This window comes from Rhodococcus sp. AQ5-07 (assembly GCF_009707305.1).
GTDB lineage: Bacteria > Actinomycetota > Actinomycetes > Mycobacteriales > Mycobacteriaceae > Rhodococcus_F > Rhodococcus_F erythropolis.
In genome coordinates this window covers 3,622,721-3,641,340 of sequence record NZ_CP046099.1, presented here as the reverse complement: position 1 = coordinate 3,641,340, position 18,620 = coordinate 3,622,721, and the positions used below count along the sequence as shown (strand labels likewise).

The following is an 18,620-nucleotide window of genomic DNA, read 5'->3' as shown; positions in this document are numbered from 1 at the left end:
TTGCTGCATGTGTGCCGGAATTTTCCGTACGTCGAGGAAGAACAGCGATGTCGACTCCTGTCGAAGCAATAGAACCAACATCAGTCGCGGAACCGAACCGTGAACCGCGTCGGCCGTGGACTTCGAGTGTGACCACTGTCGGACTGCCGGTGCTTTCCGTGATCGCATTCTTGGCCGTGTGGCAGGTCGCCGCGGCGAGCGGCACCTGGAGTGAGACCTTCGTGCCCTTTCCGAGCACGGTCTGGCATGCCTTCGTCAACACGATGACCACGCACGACGGAGTGCGTGGCTACCAGGGGTATTTGCTCTGGGAGCACCTCTACATGACGCTGCGACGGGTGCTGGTCGGTGTGATCATCGGCGTCGGATTGGGCGTGATCTTAGGTTTGGCAATGGGATCGGTGACATGGCTGCGGAGCCTGCTCGAACCGTGGTTGACCTTCCTGCGGGCACTGCCGCCCTTGGCGTACTTCTTCCTGCTGGTGATCTGGCTGGGAATCGACGAGGCGCCGAAGATCACGCTTCTGGCGCTGGCTGCGCTCCCGCCGGCAGCAGTGGCCACCACAGCTGCTGTTGTCGCGGCACCCGTCGGGCTGGTCGAAGCTGCCAGGGCGCTGGGAGCCTCACGGGCGCAGGTGATCCGAGACGTGGTTGTCCCATCGGCGCTGCCTGAAACTTTCACGGGCATTCGCTTGTCGGTGGGTATGGCGTACTCGTCAGTTGTCGCGGCCGAATTGTTCAACGGCATCCCCGGAATCGGCGGAATGGTCAAGGATGCAAGCAATTACAACAACACTCCGGTAGTGCTGGTGGGGATTTTCGCCATCGGATTCTCCGGTTTGATCATCGACGGACTGTTGCGGGCTGCTGAGCGCCGCGCCGTTCCCTGGAGGGGAAAAGTATGACCGACAATGAGATATATGGCAGCATTTCCGAGCCCAGCGGCAATCTGAAGCGCAACAGCAATCCGAACCGCAACGAGGGAAGGGCTTCCCGGACGGCGTTCACGGTGCTGATCGGCGTTCTTGCCCTTGTTCTCGGTGCGTGCTCGGTGGATCATTCGGGCCAGGATTCGTCCAAGGAAACGATCCGTATCGCTTACCAGTCGTTCCCGAGCGGCGACTTGATAGTCAAGAACAATCGCTGGCTCGAAGACGCACTGCCCGAGTACAACGTGAAGTGGACGAAGTTCGATTCGGGAGCCGACATCAACACCGCCTTCATCGCCGGTGAAATCGATTTCGGCGCAATCGGTTCGAGTCCGGTTGCTCGTGGCCTCTCGGCACCGCTGAACATTCCGTACCAGGTCGCGTTTGTTCTCGACGTGGCCGGCGACAACGAAGCCTTGGTGGCGCGCAACGCAACCGGAATCAAGACCGTCGCAGATCTGCGTGGCAAGAAAGTGGCCACGGCATTCGCCTCGACCGCGCACTACAGTCTGCTGGCAGCACTGAACCAGGCCGGACTCAGTGCTGACGACGTCCAGTTGGTGGATCTCCAGCCGCAAGCATCCCTCGCTGCCTGGCAGCGCGGTGACATCGATGCCGTCTACACCTGGTTGCCCACGCTCGACGAACTCCGTAAGGACGGAACACAGTTGATCGCCAGCCGCGAGCTCGCGACGGCTGGAAAGCCGACACTCGATCTTGGTGTGGTGTCGACCGCGTTTGCCAAGGACCACCCCGAGATCGTCGACACCTGGCGAAAGGTTCAGGCCCGCGCGCTCACGACAATCGCCACAGACCCGGACGCGGCAGCGGAAGCTGTTGCCGCGCAATTGGGTGCCTCGAAGGAAGACGCGGCAGCGCAGCTGAAGCAGGGAGTGTTCCTCACTCCCGAGCAGATCTCCTCGCCGGAATGGCTGGGCACCGAAGGCGCTCCCGGGAATCTTGCAGTGAACCTGCAGAGTGCAGCGCAATTCCTGGCCGAGCAGAAGCAGATCGACAGTGTGCCTGATCTGGCGGTCTTTCAGAATGCTCTCTATGTGAAGGGGCTTCCCGATGTCCTTGACCAGTAGCGAGACCGCACAGCAGGCCGCGGGAGGATTCGCTGCCGACCGCCCGGGCGCGATCCGAATCGACACCGTCTCGCACAAGTACGGCCACGGTCGAGAGTCCGTCACGGCACTCGGGCCGGTATCGATCGACGTCGCCCCTGGTGAGTTTCTGGTCCTCGTCGGAGCGTCGGGTTGCGGCAAGAGCACGTTGCTGCGGCTGATTGCGGGTTTCGAAAATCCTTCCAGTGGAACAGTTCAGGTATCAGGATCCGACCCGATTCCCGGGTCGAGTGCCGGCGTGGTGTTTCAGCAACCACGACTGTTTCCGTGGAAATCGGTGGGCGGCAACATCGATCTGGCACTCAAATATGCCGGGGTGACGAAGAGCGAACGCGGGCGAAGGCGCGACGAGCTTCTCGACCGCGTCGGTCTGGGCGGCACAGCGGACCGGCGTATCTGGGAAATATCCGGCGGGCAGCAGCAGCGGGTGGCAATTGCCCGGGCCTTGGCGGCCGAAACGTCGTTGCTGTTGCTGGACGAGCCCTTTGCCGCATTGGACGCCCTCACTCGCGAGCGTCTGCAAGAGGACCTCCGCAGTGTCAGTGCCGAATCGGGGCGAACAAGTGTCTTCGTCACTCACAGTGCCGACGAGGCGGCCTTTCTCGGCTCCCGCGTCGTAGTTCTGACAAGCCGGCCCGGCAAGGTCGCACTGGACCTGAAAATCGATCTGCCACGAACCGGCGTCGATCCCGACGATCTCCGAGGCTCACCCGAATACGCGGCATTCCGAGCCGAAGTCGGCCATGCGGTCAAGGTTGCTGCTGCAGCGTAGGTACCCTGCGCGTCGACTACCAGGTGGCCGCGTCGATAATAGGAAGGAGAACGTGCAGGACACGACGAACAAGGAGTGGTCATGGCAACTGAGGTGGAGTCCGGTGACCTCGTGCAGGCAGCCGGCCATGCGGGTCCGTGGACGGTAGTCGAAGTTCGCCAGGGCATGGCGTTGCTCGAACACAGTGACGGGCACAGGTTGTCGCGTCGAACGACGACGTTGACCGTCGTCCGCAAGGGCTCGGGCAAGAAGACGACGGCGGTCGACGACGGGAAAGACGAAAACGGGTCGCCTACCCTGTTCGACTGACCTTCTGTCAGCCCGAGACGGCGTCAGCTGGAGAAGACGTCGTCGACGCGTTTGTCGAAGTACTCGGCGATTCGGAACGCCAGCGACAGACGCGGGTCGAAGTGTCCCTTCTCGATCGAGATGACGGTTTGGCGCGTGATTCCGAGTGCGTCGGCGCACGCTTGCTGTGACAATCCGGCCGCCGTCCTGAGTTCTTGAAGATTGTTGCGCATCAGATCTCGATCGTGGGGGTGCGGTCCCTCGACACCGCCCAGTACCGAATTCCGAAGTCGACCAGGCCGAGGGCAGTGAAGATCAGGAGCGGCAGTTCGGGAGCGCCGAAGACATTGTGCGCGATCAGCGCGATTCCCATGGCAGTGATCAAGTCTGTGAACGCGCCGAATCCGGCCTTGCGACTCCATTCTGTTTCGACGGTGTCCTCGGGATAGGCGGGAGCCTTGTTCTTTTCCGATGGGAAAAGGGCCCATACCGATCCGATGCAAGCCGGCGCCATGACGATTGCGAAGACGACGAAGGTCAACGTCTTCTGGTCGCCGGCGGTCAGTGCTGCGAAAAAGCCGAGGGTCAGCGTTACTGCGACGCCGATGCCGATAACCAGGCTCCACCGTGCCGTGGTGCTCATGAAGCCTCCCGGATGTAAGAGTTCTTTGACAGGGTTGAGCGTAGATTCACGCACGCCGTATGTCAAAGAACTCTTACATCGCGCTCCGGGTCACGCGATTCCGAAAGGCGCTGCGTATGAAAACTTCCCCGTCTGATCAGCGCGATGTGTGGTGAGCGTTCTGATCTGAAAGTGAGCGCCCCACTCAGCTTCCGGAGACTCCACTCCGACGTCCGTGCTGGTGACGAATCCGAACCGCGGGTAGTACTCGGTGCTGCCCAAGAGTGCGATCAGCGGCACGTCCAGGGCGTCGCACGCGCCGACCACCGCGTGCATCAGTGCCGAACCAACCCCGCTGCGCTGGTTGCCCGGGGTGACAGCCAGCGGGCCGAGGCCAACAGCCTCCACGGGACCGACCCATCCGCGTGTCCCGATCACGAAGCCGACGATCTCACCGCCGGCTACGGCGACCAGCGACAACTTCGGTAAGTAGTCGTCCGAGGCGAAGAGTTGGCGTGTCAGTTCGATCTCGTAGGGAGTCTCGCCGGGCGGTGCCTGGTCGCCAAACGCCGCCCCGAGCAGTGAATAGATGGCGTCACGGTCGGAAGAAGTTTCGCGGCGGATGTACATGGCCACGAAACTACCCGGTTCACTTCGGATTGTGCTCCCCATTTTCGGCCTGACGTGCCACTCGCTTTTCGTAGTCCGCACGCCCGTTCGGATCTACCGATGTCAGTGCGCGGCGATCGTCGATCACCCGGCGGCCGATGTTGATGATCCATTCGGGGACCAGTGCGTCGACGAGATCCCAGCCCGCAAGGTAACGGGGAACTGCAGTTTCGGCTCGCCGATGCGCGACCGTGTCGACGACGGCCTTGGCCACTACCTCGGGCTCAACCGTCGGCATTCCCTTTCCGAGTGGCACGCCTGACGAGAGGCCGGTCCGCACCGCGCTGGGCAGGATCGCGCTGACGCTGACCCCGGAACCTGCGAATTCGACACGGGCAGAAGCCGAAAGACCCACTGCGCCGAACTTGCTGGCGTTGTACACGGCCATCCCGGGTACCGGAAGTTTGCCTGCCATCGATGCGATGTTGACGACGTGCCCGCGTCGTCGATCCACCATGCCGGGCAACACGGCGCGCATCCCGTGAATAGGCCCCCAGATGTTGACGTCGAGGGTGACTCGACTGGTGGCGTCGGACTCGTCGAGGAAGCTGCCGAGCGGCATCACTCCCGCGTTGTTGACGAGAATGTCGATGTGGCCGAATTCGCCGATCACCTTGGAGGCGAACACATCCCAGGAATCGCGCGAGGTGACGTCCAGCAGGTAACCGCGGGCACGTGGGCCGATGGACTCCGCTGTGTCGACGGCCGTCTCCTCGTCGAGATCGCCGACGCATACGAGTGCACCGCGAGCAGCGAACAACTTGGCTGTCGCCCTGCCGATTCCGCGGCCACCGCCCGAGATGACGACGACCGCTCCGTCGAGATCGATCGGCGGGTAGGTGGTGCCGAAGAGGCTCATGCGGTGTACTCCGGTTCCGGACTGGTGGTGGGTTCAGACGGCGTGGGTTCAGGGGGCGTGTTGTCTGACTCAGGGTTCGACGTGTGGTTGTAGGCATACGGATCGAAGTCCCGTAGCCGTCGACGCATGGCGCCGGACGACCACGGCCAGTTGAAACTGTTGCGGCCGTTGACGTCGAAGAAATAGCTTTCGCAACCACCGGCGTTGTAGACCGTGGTCCCCAATGCCTCCTGAACCTGAGAGTTGAAGGCTGCCTGAACTTCCTCTCGCACGTCGATGGTCTGCCAGCCGTGACGACGGGCGTGGCCGATTGCCTGCGCCACATAGTTCAGTTGGGCTTCCAAGATCATGAACGCCGATGTGTGCCCGGTGCCGAGGCTGGGGCCCAGCAGAATGAACGCGTTGGGGAATCCACTGACGGCGGAACCGAAGTACGCCTGCGGGCTTCCCTGCCAATGATCGTCGAGTGATCGACCTTCTCCGTCGAATACCTTGGATGCGATGGGCATGTCGAGGATGTGGAAGCCCGTTCCGAAGATGATGGCGTCCACCTCCGCCTCCACTCCGTCGGCGCCGATCACGGTGTTACCGCGGATCTGCTCGACGGCGTTGGCATGGACGCTGACGTTGGGTTTGCCGAGGGCCGGATAGTACGAGTTCGACATGAGCAGTCGCTTGCAACCGAGGGTGTAGTCGGGAGTCAATGCCTTGCGCAGCTTCGGATCGCGTACCTGCAGGCGCAATTGGGCTGACCCGAGTTTCTGCACGATTCGCAGGATCCACGGATTACGGAATCCCAATCCGAGCGCTTCCATGATTCCGTATTCGATGCTGCGCAAGGCTTTCTGTGCTCCCGGCACGAATCGCATGACGGACCTTTCGATCCGCGGTACGTAGTGATCGGGTTTGGGAAGAACCCATTGAGCGGTTCGCTGGTAGAGGTGAAGGGCGGAGACCTGGGAAACGATGCGCGGAACGAACTGGACTGCCGAGGCTCCGGTTCCTACGACGGCGACGCGTTTTCCGGTCAGGTCGTAGTCGTGATTCCACTGCGAGGAATGAAACACCTCTCCCTCGAACGCTTCCAGTCCGGGTATCGCCGGTGTCAGGGGCTCGTTCCATGGGCCGGCAGCGGCTATCACGAAGCGAGCAGTCAGTTCGCCGCTGGAAGTTGTTATCTTCCACAGTGATTGCGACGCATCCCATCGCGCGGAGAGCATTTCGACCCCGAAGCGAACGTGTTTGTCCACTCCGTGCGTGCCCGCCGTGTTCTCGATGTATTCGCGGATCTCCGGTTGCTCCGCGAACAAGCGCGTCCAATCCGGATTGGCGGCAAAGGAGTACGAGTACAGACCGGATGGAACGTCGCAGGCGCACCCGGGATAGGTGTTGGCGCGCCAGGTTCCACCGAGGGAGTCGGCCTTCTCGAGGAGTGCGAAGTTGTCGATTCCGAGACGCTGCAGGTGGATAGCCGCGCCGATTCCGGAAATTCCACCGCCGATGATCACGACCTCGAAGTGGTCAGATTCGTTGTTCACTGAGTCTGCGCTTTCACTGGTGGGAACGAGTGGGCTGGAACGGGTGCACATCGAGTTCGCGCTTGACACTCGCACGTGTTGTACGCAGCGATGATTCGAAGGTGGCGAGCCGTCGGCGGCCGTCCATGAAGTTGGCGCCCATCACGGCAAGGTCGTCGTCGGTGGCATCGATTCGTATGACTCTGGTACCCGCGGAGCGGACCAGTTCGATCTCCTGATCGAGCCCCTTGGACATGGCATTGCGCAGGGCACTGCGTTCGATACGGGCGGCGCCGCGCGCCGGCCTCAGGGTTCGAGAAGCCATGGGCGCCAGTACAACCAGCTCGTCCAGTTGAAGGGGGAGCAGAAGGTCTACCGAAGCCGTGGATGCGGCGCCGCCGTCGATGTACCTGACGCCGTCGATCGTGACGGGTGGAAACCAGCCGGGAATCGCCCATGACGCTCGGAGCGCTTCACCGACGGTCACTTTCGGAGCCCCCTGTGCCCCGAATGCGACCCGTCGCCCCGTTCTGTAGTCCATGGATACCATGTACGCGTTCGGATGTGGGAGCCACGAATCGCCCGGAGCAAGTGATTCGGCGAGCGTAGTGAGCCAGGACGGGTCGCCGCCACCAACCGGTGCGATGCCGCTCATCCGGCTCAGAACCGGAAGGTCTCGACGCGTGAGGAGTCGTGGATTGCCGACGCCCAGTCTCGGAAGTGGCGGGAGCTTTCCGGGCGCCGACGCGATGTGGGTGAGGAGCTCGGGGCGTGCGGCGGCGTTGCCGAGTTGCATGGCAACCAACTCGTCGACACCGACTCCGCTGCCGAGCATCGTCACGAACTCGGCGCCGGCGGACGTCCCGATGATGGCTGTGGCTTCCCGTGGGTCCCAGTCGAGTGCATCCCGGACCGAGGCGAGCGCGGCAACAGTCCAGGCAAAACCGAGAGTGCCGCCGCAGCCGATGGCCAAGCCGCGTCTCGGTGCGCTGTTTTGGCGCACGGTGGTACCGGTCACATCTGAAGTCATGTTTCGGAGACTATCAGTATCCGAATAACGTTGGTACCCCAAAATTGGTTTCAGTACTCCACTCGACAACCGTTCGCGGTATTCGGCTACCGTGGGAATCTCGATACCGAGGACCACTGGGAGGTTCCGATGGCGCGATTGACCAGGCAGGAAGCGCAGGCGCTGACCCGCGAGACCCTGTTGGCGACGGCCGTCGAGCACTTTCTCGATCGCGGATACGCCGCGGCCTCTCTCGATCAGATCGCCGAGGACGCCGGGTACTCCAAGGGGGCGGTGTACTCGAATTTCAAGAACAAGGATGAATTGTGTGCCGAAGTTCTCGGCCGGATCAGGCTGACCAAGGTCGGTGAGATCACTGCGCAACTCGGGGCGAAATCAACCCTCGACGATGCGGTGGCTGAATTCGCGCGGTGGGCCGAGCGAACAATCGGGGACCAGAGGTGGACGCTGCTCGAGGTCGAGTTCTCGGTGAGATCGCGGCACAGCGAGGACATTCGGGAGAAGATCGCGGCGGGTGCAGACCAGGTGCGGGGACTGATCGCCGGATTGGTCCAACACCTCACGGAATCCAACGGGGTGACGCCGACGCTGGATCCGGACGCAGCCGCGCTGCGAATGCTCAGCGTCGGAATCGGTTTGGGGCTACAGCGCGCAATCAGCCCAGAGCTTCCCGTCGATCCGCTGGTGGATACGGTGCGGGAGATTCTGTCGGGCGGCTGAGGAGTGCGCGGAGCATGCCGCCGATCTCGGCGACCGCTGCACGGGATCCGGCACTGGGCCCCAGAATGTTGACGAAGCCGTGGATGAAGCCGGGATAGCGTCGATCCGTGACATGAACACCGTTGTCTCGCAATCGTGCTGCGTACGCTTCGCCTTCGTCTCGGAGTGGATCGAATCCCGCCGTGATCACGATGGCTGGTGGCAGTCCGGCCACGTCGGGGGCGCGTAGCGGCGACACCAACGGGTCGAGTCGATCGGCATCCTTGCCGAGGAAGCTGGACTCGTAGAAGTTCATATTGGCCTCGGTCAGGAAGAAGCCTTCACCGAACGTCGTTCTCGAGGGAGCCTTCTCGTGAAAGTCGGTCGCGGGGTAGATCAACAGCTGTGCTGCCGGTGGGGTCTTGCCGTCGTCGCGGGCACGCAACGCCACCGTCGCGGACAGGTGCCCGCCCGCACTGTCTCCTCCGACAGCGATGCGTGTCGGGTCTGCCCCGAACTCTTCGGCGCGGTCGACGATATCCTGGTACGCGGAATAGGCGTCGTTTACCGGTGTGGGGAAAGCGAATTCGGGTGAAAGCCGGTAGTCGACCGAGATGACCCGTGCGCCGGAGGTCTCGGCCAACAGGCGACACGGAGCGTCGTGGGATTCGATGCCGCCCTGTACCCAGCCGCCGCCGTGGAAGTAGGCGAGCAGAGCGCCGGAGTCGGCAGTCGGAACGTAGAGCCGGGCGCGGAGCGGGCCGTCGGAGCCCGAAACGGAGATCTCTTCGGTGCGGACCTGCGCGGGTCGGCCGCCCATCATGATCGCGGTTCGGGTGAGATTGGCGCGAGCAGCGGCGAGTGACTGGGGATCGGTGGAATGTGAGGGGAGTGGCCGCGTCTTCGCAAGCGTGAGCAGCAGGTGTGCGTCGGCGTCGAGCGTGTTGCCCTCGATGACGACGGGTGGCCCGGTGATTCGACGTTTCACCGCGCTGGGCAGCGCGAATGCGGCTGCTACCAAGGACGCTTCGGCGCGATCTCGAATGCTGCGGCTGCTGGCCTGCTTCACGGATTCCGACACGTGGCGCAGACTACCAAGCATGACTACTGCGGCACTGTCGCTCACGCAGATCGAGAACACACATCTGGTTCGGTGCGGTCACGCCAATTGGGTCCTGGTCGAAGAGGGGGCCGATCTGACGTTGATCGACGGCGGATACCCGGCCAACGGCGCCGACGTCGAACGCTCGATCGAGCAGATCGGTCACCAGCTCGGGGATGTTCGGGCAATCCTCGTCACTCACGCGCATGTCGATCACATCGGTGGAATCGCGGACATCGTGACTCGGCTCCAGGTTCCGGTCCTGATGGATCCGTTGGAAGTGCCCCACGCGAAGCGGGAGTACCTGCAGCAGTTGTCGCCGGCCAAAGTTCCGTTGCTGTTGTGGCGGCGAGGCGCTCCGAAGTGGCTACTCGACGTGATCGGAGCAGGCGCATTGAGAGGCGCGGAACTGCCTCGCGCACAGGCCTTTGCGGCAGGTGGTGCGCTGGACGTTCCCGGTCGGATCGTACCGATTCCTACCCACGGGCATACCGACGGCCACAGCGCTTACCTTGTCCCCGAGGCAGGAGTCATCGCGTCGGGTGACGCTCTGGTGACCGGACATGCGACGTCGAGCGTCGCCGGACCACAATTTCTGGTGTGCCCCTTCAACCATGACCGTGGAGCGACGGACCAGGCGTTGGACAATATTGCCGCTGCGCCCGCCGGCGCGCTGTTTCCCGGACACGGGCCGGTCTACGAAGGCAGCTTGGCTGCCGCAGTCGAACAGGCCCGAGCGGGCCGGACAAGGATGCGTCCATGAGTACTGTCGAAACGGTCGACGAAGGCGCGGTGCACGGTTTCCTGCACCGCCCCGAGTCAGTGCCCGTCGCAACCCTGGCATTGACCCACGGCGCCGGAAGTAATTGCGACACTGTGCTGTTGCGTGCTGTCGCCGACGGCTTTGCTGCAGCAGGAGTGCAAGTTCTGCGCTTCGATCTCGCGTTTCGGGTGCGTCGAGCTTCGGGGCCGCCGCATCCGTCGCGTGCTGCGGAGGATCGTGCGGGCATTGCCGAGGTGATTGCCGCTGTTCGCTCGGACTACTCGGTGCCCGGACCCGTTCTGCTCGGCGGACATTCGTACGGCGGTCGGCAGGCGTCGATGCTGGCAGCGGAAAACCCGGGACTTGTCGACGGCCTGGTCCTGCTGTCCTATCCACTGCATCCACCGAAGAAGCCCGAGAAGCTCAGAACCGAACACCTGCCCGACCTGAACACACCCGCCGTTGTCGTCCACGGATCGAAGGACGAGTTCGCGACGACGGAGGAGATACAGGCAGCACTCGACCTGGTTCCCGCCGCGACACGTCTGGTGGAGTTCGAAGGAGCGCGACACGACTTGTCCGTGGTGAAATTTCCGGTGGTGGAGGCGACAGTCGCGGCCGTATCGGCTTTGTTCGTGTTCTGAACGCCGAGCGGGCAGTTGCCCGTGTCGGTGGTTCCTGGTGAGATCGAATCATGAGTGCCCAGCCGTATCAGCCCAGTGCCCTGTCCGACGTCACGGTGAGCGTCGACGGGGACGACACAGTCGTCAGCTTCCCTCGGGTGCTGCCGTATCCCGTCGAGAAGGTGTGGGAGGCGATCACCGACCCGGAGATGTTGGCGCAATGGACGCCGTACACCGCCGATCGGAATCTGAGCCGTACCGGTGACGCCGTGATCACCATGCTCACCGAGGACGGTGCCCCCGAAATGTCGCTGCCGGTCACCGTTCACGTTGTGGAGACCACTCGGCGGCTCGAACACGAGTGGGGCCCGGACGAATTGGTGTGGGACCTGACCTCGGTCGAGGGCGGCACCCGCGTCGCACTTACGCAGAGGTCGCGCGCCGAGGGGATGGCGTCGGCACTCGCTGCCGGATGGCATTTGTGCTTCGACGTACTCGATGCCCTTCTGGCAGGCGAGCCCTTCGGACCGATCGTGGGCGAACGGGCGCGCGAGTACGGCTGGGACGCACTCAACTCCGGTTACGCGCGACAGTTGGGCATCGACGAATCTCAGGTTTGGTAGCTGCTCAGAGTTTGCGACTGGCAGGCTTTCTGGTGGAGGCTCGCACGATCAGTTCGACGGGAAGTTTCACGGATTCGACGTTCTTGCCGGAGATAAGTGCGAGTAGGTGCTCGAGCCCGGTCGCGCCAATCTTTCGGGCGGGGGACCTCACCGTTGTCAGGGGCACCGGGAGTTGCGAGACAACCGGAATGTCGTTGTAGCCGACCAGCGCAAGATCGTCGGGAATGCTCAACCCGAGATCACGGGCCACACCGAGTACGCCGATCGCGATGGTGTCGCTCACCGTGAAGACGGCGTCGGGGCGTGAATCCCCACCGAGCAATGTGGCCGCCGCATCGACACCCCCTTGAACTTCGAACTCGGACGCCACTATTCGGTTCGGCGGCAGTTCCAGACCGGCTTCGGTCAGGGCATCGCGGAAACCCGCGACGCGTTCCCGCGACGTGCTGGCGTGATCCGGCCCCGCGATCACTCCGAGATCGCGATAGCCGCAGTCCAGAAGATGCTTCCCCGCGAGGTAGCCGCCGAGGCGGTCGTCGCCGCTGACAAAGGGAAGACCTCGGTTCGGAGACGACGTCGCCGAGTCGATGTGCCGGTTCAGCAGCAGGATCGGGAGTGAGCGCAGGGGGAGCGAGTCGACGAAATCGGTACCCGGCAGGTGGATGCTGCTCAGCATGAGACCGTCGACCTGTCGGCTGACCAGGAACTCGACCGCTTTGCGCTGCGCGTCCAGATCGTCGGGTGGGCTGGAGAGAAGGACGGAGTACCCGGCTGCGGTGGCGGCTTCCTCGATGCCTTGGAACATCGTGGCCACCACGACGTCCGTCAGCCTCGGCATCACGACGCCGATGGTGGTGGTCTTGCGGGTACGCAGGCTGGCCGCCCACAGGTTCGGTTGGTAACCGAGTTCCTCGGCAACCTGACGAACTCGGAGTGCGGAGTCGGACCAACCGTCGGCGGGCTCGGGCTGACGGAGGACCCGCGACGCCGTCGAGATGTGGACCCCGGCCTGGTCGGCGATTTCGCGCAGCGTTGGCGGACGGCCGTTGCTGCGGTTCGACGGATCGGGCGTCATCTGCGTCGGGGCTCCTGGTGTGCGTCGGTTCTGAGCTGGTTCTGAGTCGGTTGGCCGTCCGGGGATTGACGGGTGTGCAACCGGGCTCTACTCTAGGCGATGCAAACGATTGCGCAATCGTTCTCGCAAAGGATTGCGCCCGAGAACACTGGAGGCCCCGTGACCACGCCGCAGTCCCTGTCCGAGCTTTTTGCCATCGACACCCTGCTGGACGCCGAGGAGATCGCGATCCGCGACACGGTCCGCAAGATGGTCGACGATCGCATTCGCCCGCACATAGGTGAATGGTTCGAAGCGGCAGCACTGCCGGCGCGTGAGCTGGCCAAGGAACTGGGCGCGCTCGGCGTTCTGGGCATGCATCTCGAGGGCTACGGCTGTGCCGGAATGAGTGCCACGGCGTACGGGTTGGCCTGCCAGGAACTCGAAGCTGTCGATTCGGGCATTCGCAGCCTCGTCTCGGTCCAGGGCTCACTGGCCATGTTCGCGATCCACCACAACGGAAGTGAAGAGCAGAAGGAAGAATGGCTCCCGCGGATGGCGGCGGGTGAAGCCATCGGCTGCTTCGGTCTCACGGAACCCGATTTCGGATCCAACCCCGGCGGTATGCGAACCAACGCCAAGCGCGACGGCGACGACTGGATCCTCAACGGCACCAAGATGTGGATCACCAACGGCTCCATCGCGGACGTCGCCGTGGTCTGGGCGCGAACCGAAGACGGCGTGCGCGGATTTGTCGTTCCCACCGACACTCCGGGATTCTCCGCCCCCGAGATCAAGAACAAGATGTCGCTGCGCGCGTCGGTCACCTCGGAACTGGTGCTCGAGGACGTGCGTCTTCCTGCCTCGGCGATGCTGCCCAAGGCACGCGGACTTTCCGGGCCCCTCGGCTGCCTCAACGAGGCACGCTTCGGCATCATCTTCGGCGCGATGGGCGCCGCACATGACTGCCTCGAGACCGCGATTTCCTACGCGCGTGATCGCAAGGTCTTCGACAAGTCGCTCGCTGCGTACCAGATCACCCAGGCCAAGATCGCCGACATGGCAGTCGAATTGGGCAAGGGGCAGTTGCTTGCCATCCACCTCGGACGCCTCAAGGACGCCGGGACGGTTCGCCCCGAGCAGGTCAGCACCGGCAAGCTCAACAATGTCCGCGAGGCCATCAAGATCGCCCGTGAATGCCGCACCATTTTGGGCGCCAACGGCATCACGCTCGAGTACCCCGTGATTCGGCACGCCAACAACCTCGAATCCGTTCTCACCTACGAGGGCACCTCCGAGGTTCACCAGCTCGTGATCGGTCGCGCTCTCACCGGTGAAGAAGCGTTCCGGTGACGGTCGACGCTGTCGGAGCACTCGACGGGCTGGTGATCGCTGATTTCGGTCGCGTCCTCGCCGGCCCGTACGCCACGATGATTCTCGCCGACCTCGGCGCGGAGGTAGTCAAGATCGAACGTCCGGGTGTCGGCGACGACACTCGTAGTTGGGGTCCGCCATGGGTCGGGGACGAGTCGAGTTACTTCCTGTCGGTGAACCGCAACAAGAAGTCGGTCACTCTGGATCTGCGCGAGCAGGAGGATCTGGAGAGTGCGCGTGAGTTGGTTCGCGGCGCGGATGTAGTGGTTCAGAACTTCCTGCCGGGAACGATGGACCGGCTCGGATTGGGCTACGACTCTGTGCGAGAAATGAATCCGCGTGCGGTCTACTGCTCGATCAGTGGCTTCGGTAGCAACAACTCTCTGCCGGGATACGACCTGTTGATCCAGGCGGTGGGCGGATTGATGAGTATCACCGGCCCCGATTCCAAGACTCCCACCAAGGTCGGCGTCGCGGTGGTCGACGTCATCACGGGCCTACACGCCAGCGTGGGAATCCTTGCAGCGCTGCGCCATCGCGATCGAACGGGCGAAGGACAGCACGTCGAGGTCAATCTGTTGTCCTCGTTGCTCTCCGCGCTCGCCAACCAGTCGTCCGGCTACGTTGCCGCGGGCGTGGTGCCTCAGGCAATGGGCAATCGACATCCGAGCATCGCACCATATGAGGTATTCGACACCGCGGACCGTCCGCTGGTCCTCGCTGTCGGCAATGACCGGCAATTCGGTTCGTTGACAGAGGTTCTCGGAGTTCCCGAACTTGCCGCGGATGTGCGGTTCATCTCGAACCGGGATCGGGTCGCGCATCGAGAAGAGTTGTTCGATGCCGTCACTGCTGCATTGGCCAAGGGCACTGCAGACTCGTGGTTCGAGGCGCTGACCGAGCGAGGTGTCCCGTGTGGACCTCTCAACGACATCGCCGACGCGATAGCGCTGGCGGAGCGACTGAATCTCGATCCGGTGGTGTCCATCGACGACCTGCGTCGCGATGCACCGACCCGGCAGGTAGCCAATCCGATTCGGATGAGCGGCACACCGGCAACCTATCGGTCGGCCCCGCCGCGGTTGGGGGAGGACAGCGTTCCCACTCCGTCGGGAATCAGTTGACCCAAGCGAATCGGCCACCGGAATACCCGGTGGCCGATCTGCGTGTGTGGGTGACTCAGCTGACCTTCAGGACCAGCTTTCCGGTGTTCGCACCGGCGAAGAGAAGGTTGAGGCTGTCGCCGAACGCGTCGATACCCCCGTCGACGACGTGCTCGCGGGCAGTCAATTCGCCACTCTTGATCCACCTTCCGATCTGCTCCTGCGCTTCTGCGTAGCGATCGAGGTAGTCGAAGACCACGAAGCCGGCCATCGTGGCCCGATTGACGAGAAGTGACAGGTAGTGCGCGGGGCCTGGCTGAGGCTCGGTGGCGTTGTAACCCGCGATGGCGCCGCAGATGACCACCCGAGCGCCCAGGCGCAAACGGGAGAGAGCAGCGTCGAGAATTTCTCCGCCGACGTTGTCGAAGTACACGTCGATACCGTCGGGAGCGTTGGACTTGAGCGCCTTGTAGACGGATTCGTTCTTGTAGTCGATGGCGACATCGAAGCCGAGGTCCTCGGTGAGCCACGCGCACTTCTCCGGACCGCCGGCGATGCCGATGACCTTGCATCCGTGGAGCTTTGCGATCTGACCGACCAGGCTGCCGACCGCGCCCGCAGCACCGGATACGACGACGGTGTCACCGTCTTTCAGCTTTCCGACGTCGAGCAGTCCGAAATATGCGGTGACGCCGGGGAATCCGAGAGCTCCGAGCCAGGTCGGTAGGGGAGCGATCGATTCGTCGACCCGGGTCACATCTGTTCCGTCGGACACTCCGTACTCGGAAGCGCCGAACGATCCCGCCACGATGTCCCCGACCTGGTAATCGGGGTGTTGGGATTCGGTGATGCGTCCGACGCCGTGGGCGCGCATGACGGAACCGAGCTTGACCGGCGGAACGTACGACTTGACGTCGTTGAGCCAACCGCGCATCGCGGGGTCGAGGGAGAGGTATTCGACCTTGACGACAAACTCACCCGGCCCGGCGGACGGGATCTCGGCGTCGACATATTCCCAGGTGGAAGCGTCGGGAAGTCCTGTCGGGCGGGCGGCGAGGCGTACTTGGCGGTTGGTCATCTCTCCCCTTCGGCGAAACGAATTGAACTTGAGGCCGGATTCAATATAGGTGATGGATCACGAACTGGGAAGAGTTGGATGAACCGATTGACGACTATGTATGTTCGATCGATGAGCAATGTCGTCGAAGACGCGCCTGGTTGGTTCACTCGGGCGCTGGAAGCGCCGGTCGAGACGGGGTCGGTGGAGGTCGAGGGCGCTTCGGTGCATTTTCGGGCTTGGGGGTCGGCGGGGCCGGGAATTGTGCTGATCCACGGCGGCGCAGCCCACAGTCGCTGGTGGGATCACATCGCGCCGCAGTTCGCCGAGGGGCGGCGCGTCGTCGCTCTCGACTTGACGGGCCACGGAGACAGTGACACTCGCGATGCCTACGCGATATCCCAGTGGGCTCGCGAGGTGCTGGCGGCGGCCGAGGCCGGGGGAATCGACGGCAAGCCGATTCTGGTGGGGCACAGTATGGGTGGGATTGTTTCCTTCGTGGCCTCGCATCTGCACGGCGAACTGTTGGACGGCGTTGTCATCATCGATTCGCCACTCAAGGCGCGGACGCCCGAAGAGGAGGCAGCTCGACGCCAGAATGCGTTCGGCCCCAAGAAAGTTTATCCCACCAGGGAAGACGCGATGGGTCGATTCCGCTTCGTTCCGCCCCAGGATTCGGGACTGCCTGCGGTGCGTGACCATGTGGCAGCCACGTCCATGGAGGAAGTCGATGGCGGTTGGTCATGGAAATTCGATCCGAACTTCTTTCTCCGAGTTGGCGCCGAAGATGTTCTCGACAGTGAACCGCGTTGCCGCGTAGCCTATTTCCGATCTGAGAACGGTATCGTGTCCGATCGACTCATGGAGCACATGCGCGGACTGTTCGGACCGGAGGCCATCGTGGCGGAGATTCCCGAAGCCGGCCATCACGTCATGATCGATCAGCCGTTGCAACTCGTGACCGGGGTGCGAACTGTGTTGAGTGCGTGGGCCGTCGCAAGTCAAGTGCCGGTAAATCAAGCGGCAGGTAACATCGAGGAAAGGGTAGAAGCATGAGCACGGAATTGACGCTCGAACCGAAAGTTGAAGCTGCACTGCAGTTGTGGCACAACATGATCGAAACCGGTGACCTGTCGGCACTACCGACCATTGTCGCGCCCGACGCGCAGTTCCGATCGCCCACCGGATTCAAGCCGTACCAGTCCGCGGATGCCGTTGTGCTCATTCTCAATACGGTGATCCAGGTGTTCGAGAATTTCGAGTACCACCGTCAGTTCGCCGGAGCCAACGGTCGGCAGGTCGTTCTCGAATTCAGTGCGAACATCGGAGACAAGAGCCTCAAGGGAATCGACATGGTCGAATTCGACGAGGACGGCAAGATCGTCGATTTCGAGGTCATGGTGCGTCCGGCCAGCGGGCTCGCCGCATTGGCTGCCGAGATGGGCAAGAGGCTCGGGCAGACGCTACCGACCTACAAGGCCTGACCTGAGTCCGGGCGCGGGCCCAGTCTGCCTGCTCAGCTGGTGCGGAATCCACCGTTGGAGTGAAGGAGTTGCCCTGTTATCCAGCCTCCGGCGTCGGACATCAGAAATCGAACGAGGTCTGCAGTGTCGCCGGGAGTACCCAGCCGGCCGGCAGGGGTCTGGAGGGTTGCGGCCCGTCTGATCTCCGGTGTCATCCACCCTGTGTCGATCGGTCCTGGGTTGATGACGTTTGCCCTTACACCGCGTGACCCAAGTTCGACTGCGGCGGCGATGACGATGCGGTCGAGAGCGCCCTTGCTGGCCCCGTACGGAAGATTGTGGGCCGCATGGTCGCTGGTGAGTGCGATGATCCGCCCGGTCACCTGACTGACGTCGCGCTGCTCCGGAAGGCGTTCAGCGAACGCTTTGATCAGCAGCCAAGAGGCGCGGGCGTTGACCGCGAAATGTCGTTCCCAGCTCTCGACGGTGGTATCGAGGATCGAGCTGTCGACGCTTTCGCAGTGCGAGAGCACCAGCCCACGAAGGTCATTCCGCGATGCGGCAGCGTCAACGAGCTGTGCGGCCGCATCCGGCGAGGCCAGATCTCCGGGAACCAGGTCGACACGGCTCCCGAGTGCGCGACACTTCTCGGCAACGTCCTGCGGATCGTGCGCTCCGCGGACGAACCCGACGCGTTCGTCATAAGGCGCCCAGTAGCCGATCGTCAGATCCCAACCATCCTCGGCGAGACCCAATGCGAGGCTTGCTCCGATCGACTTGCTCCGGCCGACGCCGGTGATCAACACGGTCCCGCGCTTGTCAGACACTGCTCGCCTCCAGAGATGTCCTGCAATTCAAATGGGGTGAGGTCACTTCAGATGGAAGCATCACTGTAGCGGGCGAGCTGTCGACTGTATCGAGCGAGCTGTCGCCGTAGGTGCCTCGA

General features: G+C 62.9%; 22 protein-coding genes. 12 read left to right on the top strand and 10 right to left on the bottom strand.

Annotated features, from left to right (window positions below):
• Positions 1-47: 47 nt before the first annotated feature.
• The 4 genes from GJB56_RS16795 (at position 48) to GJB56_RS16780 (ending at position 3,137) form a co-directional block, all read left to right on the top strand.
• Positions 48-905, top strand: a complete 858-nt coding sequence (locus GJB56_RS16795; protein ID WP_084324876.1) for an ABC transporter permease — start codon at positions 48-50, stop codon at positions 903-905.
• Positions 902-2,017 carry a taurine ABC transporter substrate-binding protein gene (locus GJB56_RS16790; RefSeq protein ID WP_069145662.1) on the top strand — a complete coding sequence of 372 codons (1,116 nt, stop codon included), beginning with the start codon at positions 902-904 and terminating at the stop codon, positions 2,015-2,017. The genes GJB56_RS16795 and GJB56_RS16790 overlap by 4 nt, the downstream gene beginning before the upstream one ends.
• On the top strand, positions 2,001-2,828 hold the full coding sequence (locus tag GJB56_RS16785) for an ABC transporter ATP-binding protein (RefSeq protein WP_019745131.1): 828 nt from the start codon (positions 2,001-2,003) through the stop codon (positions 2,826-2,828). Before GJB56_RS16790 ends, GJB56_RS16785 begins: the two co-directional genes overlap by 17 nt.
• 81 nt (positions 2,829-2,909) lie before the next feature.
• The gene (locus tag GJB56_RS16780) at positions 2,910-3,137 is read left to right on the top strand and encodes a hypothetical protein (protein WP_021345436.1); all 228 of its coding nucleotides are present in this window, start codon (positions 2,910-2,912) and stop codon (positions 3,135-3,137) included.
• 23 nt (positions 3,138-3,160) lie between these two features.
• Here the strand turns inward: GJB56_RS16780 and GJB56_RS16775 are convergent, their stop codons facing one another.
• The 6 genes from GJB56_RS16775 to GJB56_RS16750 all read right to left on the bottom strand — a co-directional run bounded on the left by GJB56_RS16775 (position 3,161) and on the right by GJB56_RS16750 (position 7,813).
• Positions 3,161-3,349 (bottom strand): helix-turn-helix transcriptional regulator, encoded by a 189-nt coding sequence (locus GJB56_RS16775; RefSeq protein WP_019745129.1) that lies wholly within the window; start codon positions 3,347-3,349, stop codon positions 3,161-3,163.
• Positions 3,349-3,759 carry a hypothetical protein gene (locus GJB56_RS16770; RefSeq protein ID WP_029256143.1) on the bottom strand — a complete coding sequence of 137 codons (411 nt, stop codon included), beginning with the start codon at positions 3,757-3,759 and terminating at the stop codon, positions 3,349-3,351. Before GJB56_RS16770 ends, GJB56_RS16775 begins: the two co-directional genes overlap by 1 nt.
• A gap of 90 nt (positions 3,760-3,849) precedes the next feature.
• Entirely contained in the window at positions 3,850-4,368 is a 519-nt protein-coding gene (locus GJB56_RS16765) for a GNAT family N-acetyltransferase (protein ID WP_020970645.1), read from the bottom strand.
• Between the two features lie 19 nt (positions 4,369-4,387).
• Positions 4,388-5,266 carry an SDR family oxidoreductase gene (locus GJB56_RS16760; RefSeq protein ID WP_113682490.1) on the bottom strand — a complete coding sequence of 293 codons (879 nt, stop codon included), beginning with the start codon at positions 5,264-5,266 and terminating at the stop codon, positions 4,388-4,390.
• Positions 5,263-6,804, bottom strand: coding sequence for a flavin-containing monooxygenase (locus tag GJB56_RS16755; protein ID WP_070795748.1), 1,542 nt, complete (start codon positions 6,802-6,804; stop codon positions 5,263-5,265). The genes GJB56_RS16760 and GJB56_RS16755 overlap by 4 nt, the downstream gene beginning before the upstream one ends.
• Positions 6,805-6,817: 13 nt before the next feature.
• Positions 6,818-7,813 (bottom strand): patatin-like phospholipase family protein, encoded by a 996-nt coding sequence (locus GJB56_RS16750; RefSeq protein ID WP_047889620.1) that lies wholly within the window; start codon positions 7,811-7,813, stop codon positions 6,818-6,820.
• Between the two features lie 129 nt (positions 7,814-7,942).
• On the opposite strand from GJB56_RS16750, the gene GJB56_RS16745 reads away from it, so the two are divergent.
• Positions 7,943-8,533 carry a TetR/AcrR family transcriptional regulator gene (locus GJB56_RS16745; protein ID WP_019745124.1) on the top strand — a complete coding sequence of 197 codons (591 nt, stop codon included), beginning with the start codon at positions 7,943-7,945 and terminating at the stop codon, positions 8,531-8,533.
• On the opposite strand, the gene GJB56_RS16740 is transcribed toward GJB56_RS16745, so the two are convergent.
• Positions 8,469-9,593, bottom strand: a complete 1,125-nt coding sequence (locus GJB56_RS16740) for an alpha/beta hydrolase (protein WP_230090997.1) — start codon at positions 9,591-9,593, stop codon at positions 8,469-8,471. The genes GJB56_RS16745 and GJB56_RS16740 overlap by 65 nt on opposite strands.
• Positions 9,594-9,612: 19 nt before the next feature.
• On the opposite strand from GJB56_RS16740, the gene GJB56_RS16735 reads away from it, so the two are divergent.
• From GJB56_RS16735 to GJB56_RS16725, 3 genes are read left to right on the top strand one after another with little or no spacing between them, the layout of a single operon-like run.
• Complete coding sequence (locus tag GJB56_RS16735; RefSeq protein WP_113682488.1) at positions 9,613-10,377, top strand: MBL fold metallo-hydrolase; 765 nt, start codon at positions 9,613-9,615, stop codon at positions 10,375-10,377.
• Positions 10,374-11,021, top strand: a complete 648-nt coding sequence (locus GJB56_RS16730; RefSeq protein WP_113682487.1) for an alpha/beta hydrolase family protein — start codon at positions 10,374-10,376, stop codon at positions 11,019-11,021. The genes GJB56_RS16735 and GJB56_RS16730 overlap by 4 nt, the downstream gene beginning before the upstream one ends.
• 50 nt (positions 11,022-11,071) lie before the next feature.
• Positions 11,072-11,623 carry an SRPBCC family protein gene (locus GJB56_RS16725; protein WP_029256137.1) on the top strand — a complete coding sequence of 184 codons (552 nt, stop codon included), beginning with the start codon at positions 11,072-11,074 and terminating at the stop codon, positions 11,621-11,623.
• Between the two features lie 4 nt (positions 11,624-11,627).
• Here the strand turns inward: GJB56_RS16725 and GJB56_RS16720 are convergent, their stop codons facing one another.
• Positions 11,628-12,698, bottom strand: coding sequence for a LacI family DNA-binding transcriptional regulator (locus tag GJB56_RS16720; RefSeq protein ID WP_020970637.1), 1,071 nt, complete (start codon positions 12,696-12,698; stop codon positions 11,628-11,630).
• Between the two features lie 159 nt (positions 12,699-12,857).
• On the opposite strand from GJB56_RS16720, the gene GJB56_RS16715 reads away from it, so the two are divergent.
• Together GJB56_RS16715 and GJB56_RS16710 are read left to right on the top strand one after the other, a co-directional pair.
• Positions 12,858-14,030 carry an acyl-CoA dehydrogenase family protein gene (locus GJB56_RS16715; RefSeq protein ID WP_113682869.1) on the top strand — a complete coding sequence of 391 codons (1,173 nt, stop codon included), beginning with the start codon at positions 12,858-12,860 and terminating at the stop codon, positions 14,028-14,030.
• On the top strand, positions 14,027-15,175 hold the full coding sequence (locus GJB56_RS16710; protein ID WP_113682486.1) for a CaiB/BaiF CoA transferase family protein: 1,149 nt from the start codon (positions 14,027-14,029) through the stop codon (positions 15,173-15,175). Before GJB56_RS16715 ends, GJB56_RS16710 begins: the two co-directional genes overlap by 4 nt.
• A gap of 55 nt (positions 15,176-15,230) precedes the next feature.
• Here the strand turns inward: GJB56_RS16710 and GJB56_RS16705 are convergent, their stop codons facing one another.
• Entirely contained in the window at positions 15,231-16,232 is a 1,002-nt protein-coding gene (locus tag GJB56_RS16705; protein WP_113682485.1) for an NADP-dependent oxidoreductase, read from the bottom strand.
• Positions 16,233-16,343: 111 nt separating this feature from the next.
• Between GJB56_RS16705 and GJB56_RS16700 the strand changes: the two genes are divergently transcribed.
• Together GJB56_RS16700 and GJB56_RS16695 are read left to right on the top strand one after the other, a co-directional pair.
• Complete coding sequence (locus tag GJB56_RS16700) at positions 16,344-17,267, top strand: alpha/beta fold hydrolase (RefSeq protein WP_113682484.1); 924 nt, start codon at positions 16,344-16,346, stop codon at positions 17,265-17,267.
• A complete protein-coding gene (locus tag GJB56_RS16695) occupies positions 17,264-17,695 on the top strand; it encodes a nuclear transport factor 2 family protein (RefSeq protein ID WP_113682483.1) in 432 nt (143 codons plus the stop codon). Before GJB56_RS16700 ends, GJB56_RS16695 begins: the two co-directional genes overlap by 4 nt.
• Before the next feature lie 32 nt (positions 17,696-17,727).
• Here GJB56_RS16695 and GJB56_RS16690 read toward each other — a convergent pair whose 3' ends face one another.
• Positions 17,728-18,501 (bottom strand): SDR family oxidoreductase, encoded by a 774-nt coding sequence (locus GJB56_RS16690; protein ID WP_113682482.1) that lies wholly within the window; start codon positions 18,499-18,501, stop codon positions 17,728-17,730.
• Positions 18,502-18,620: the final 119 nt, after the last annotated feature.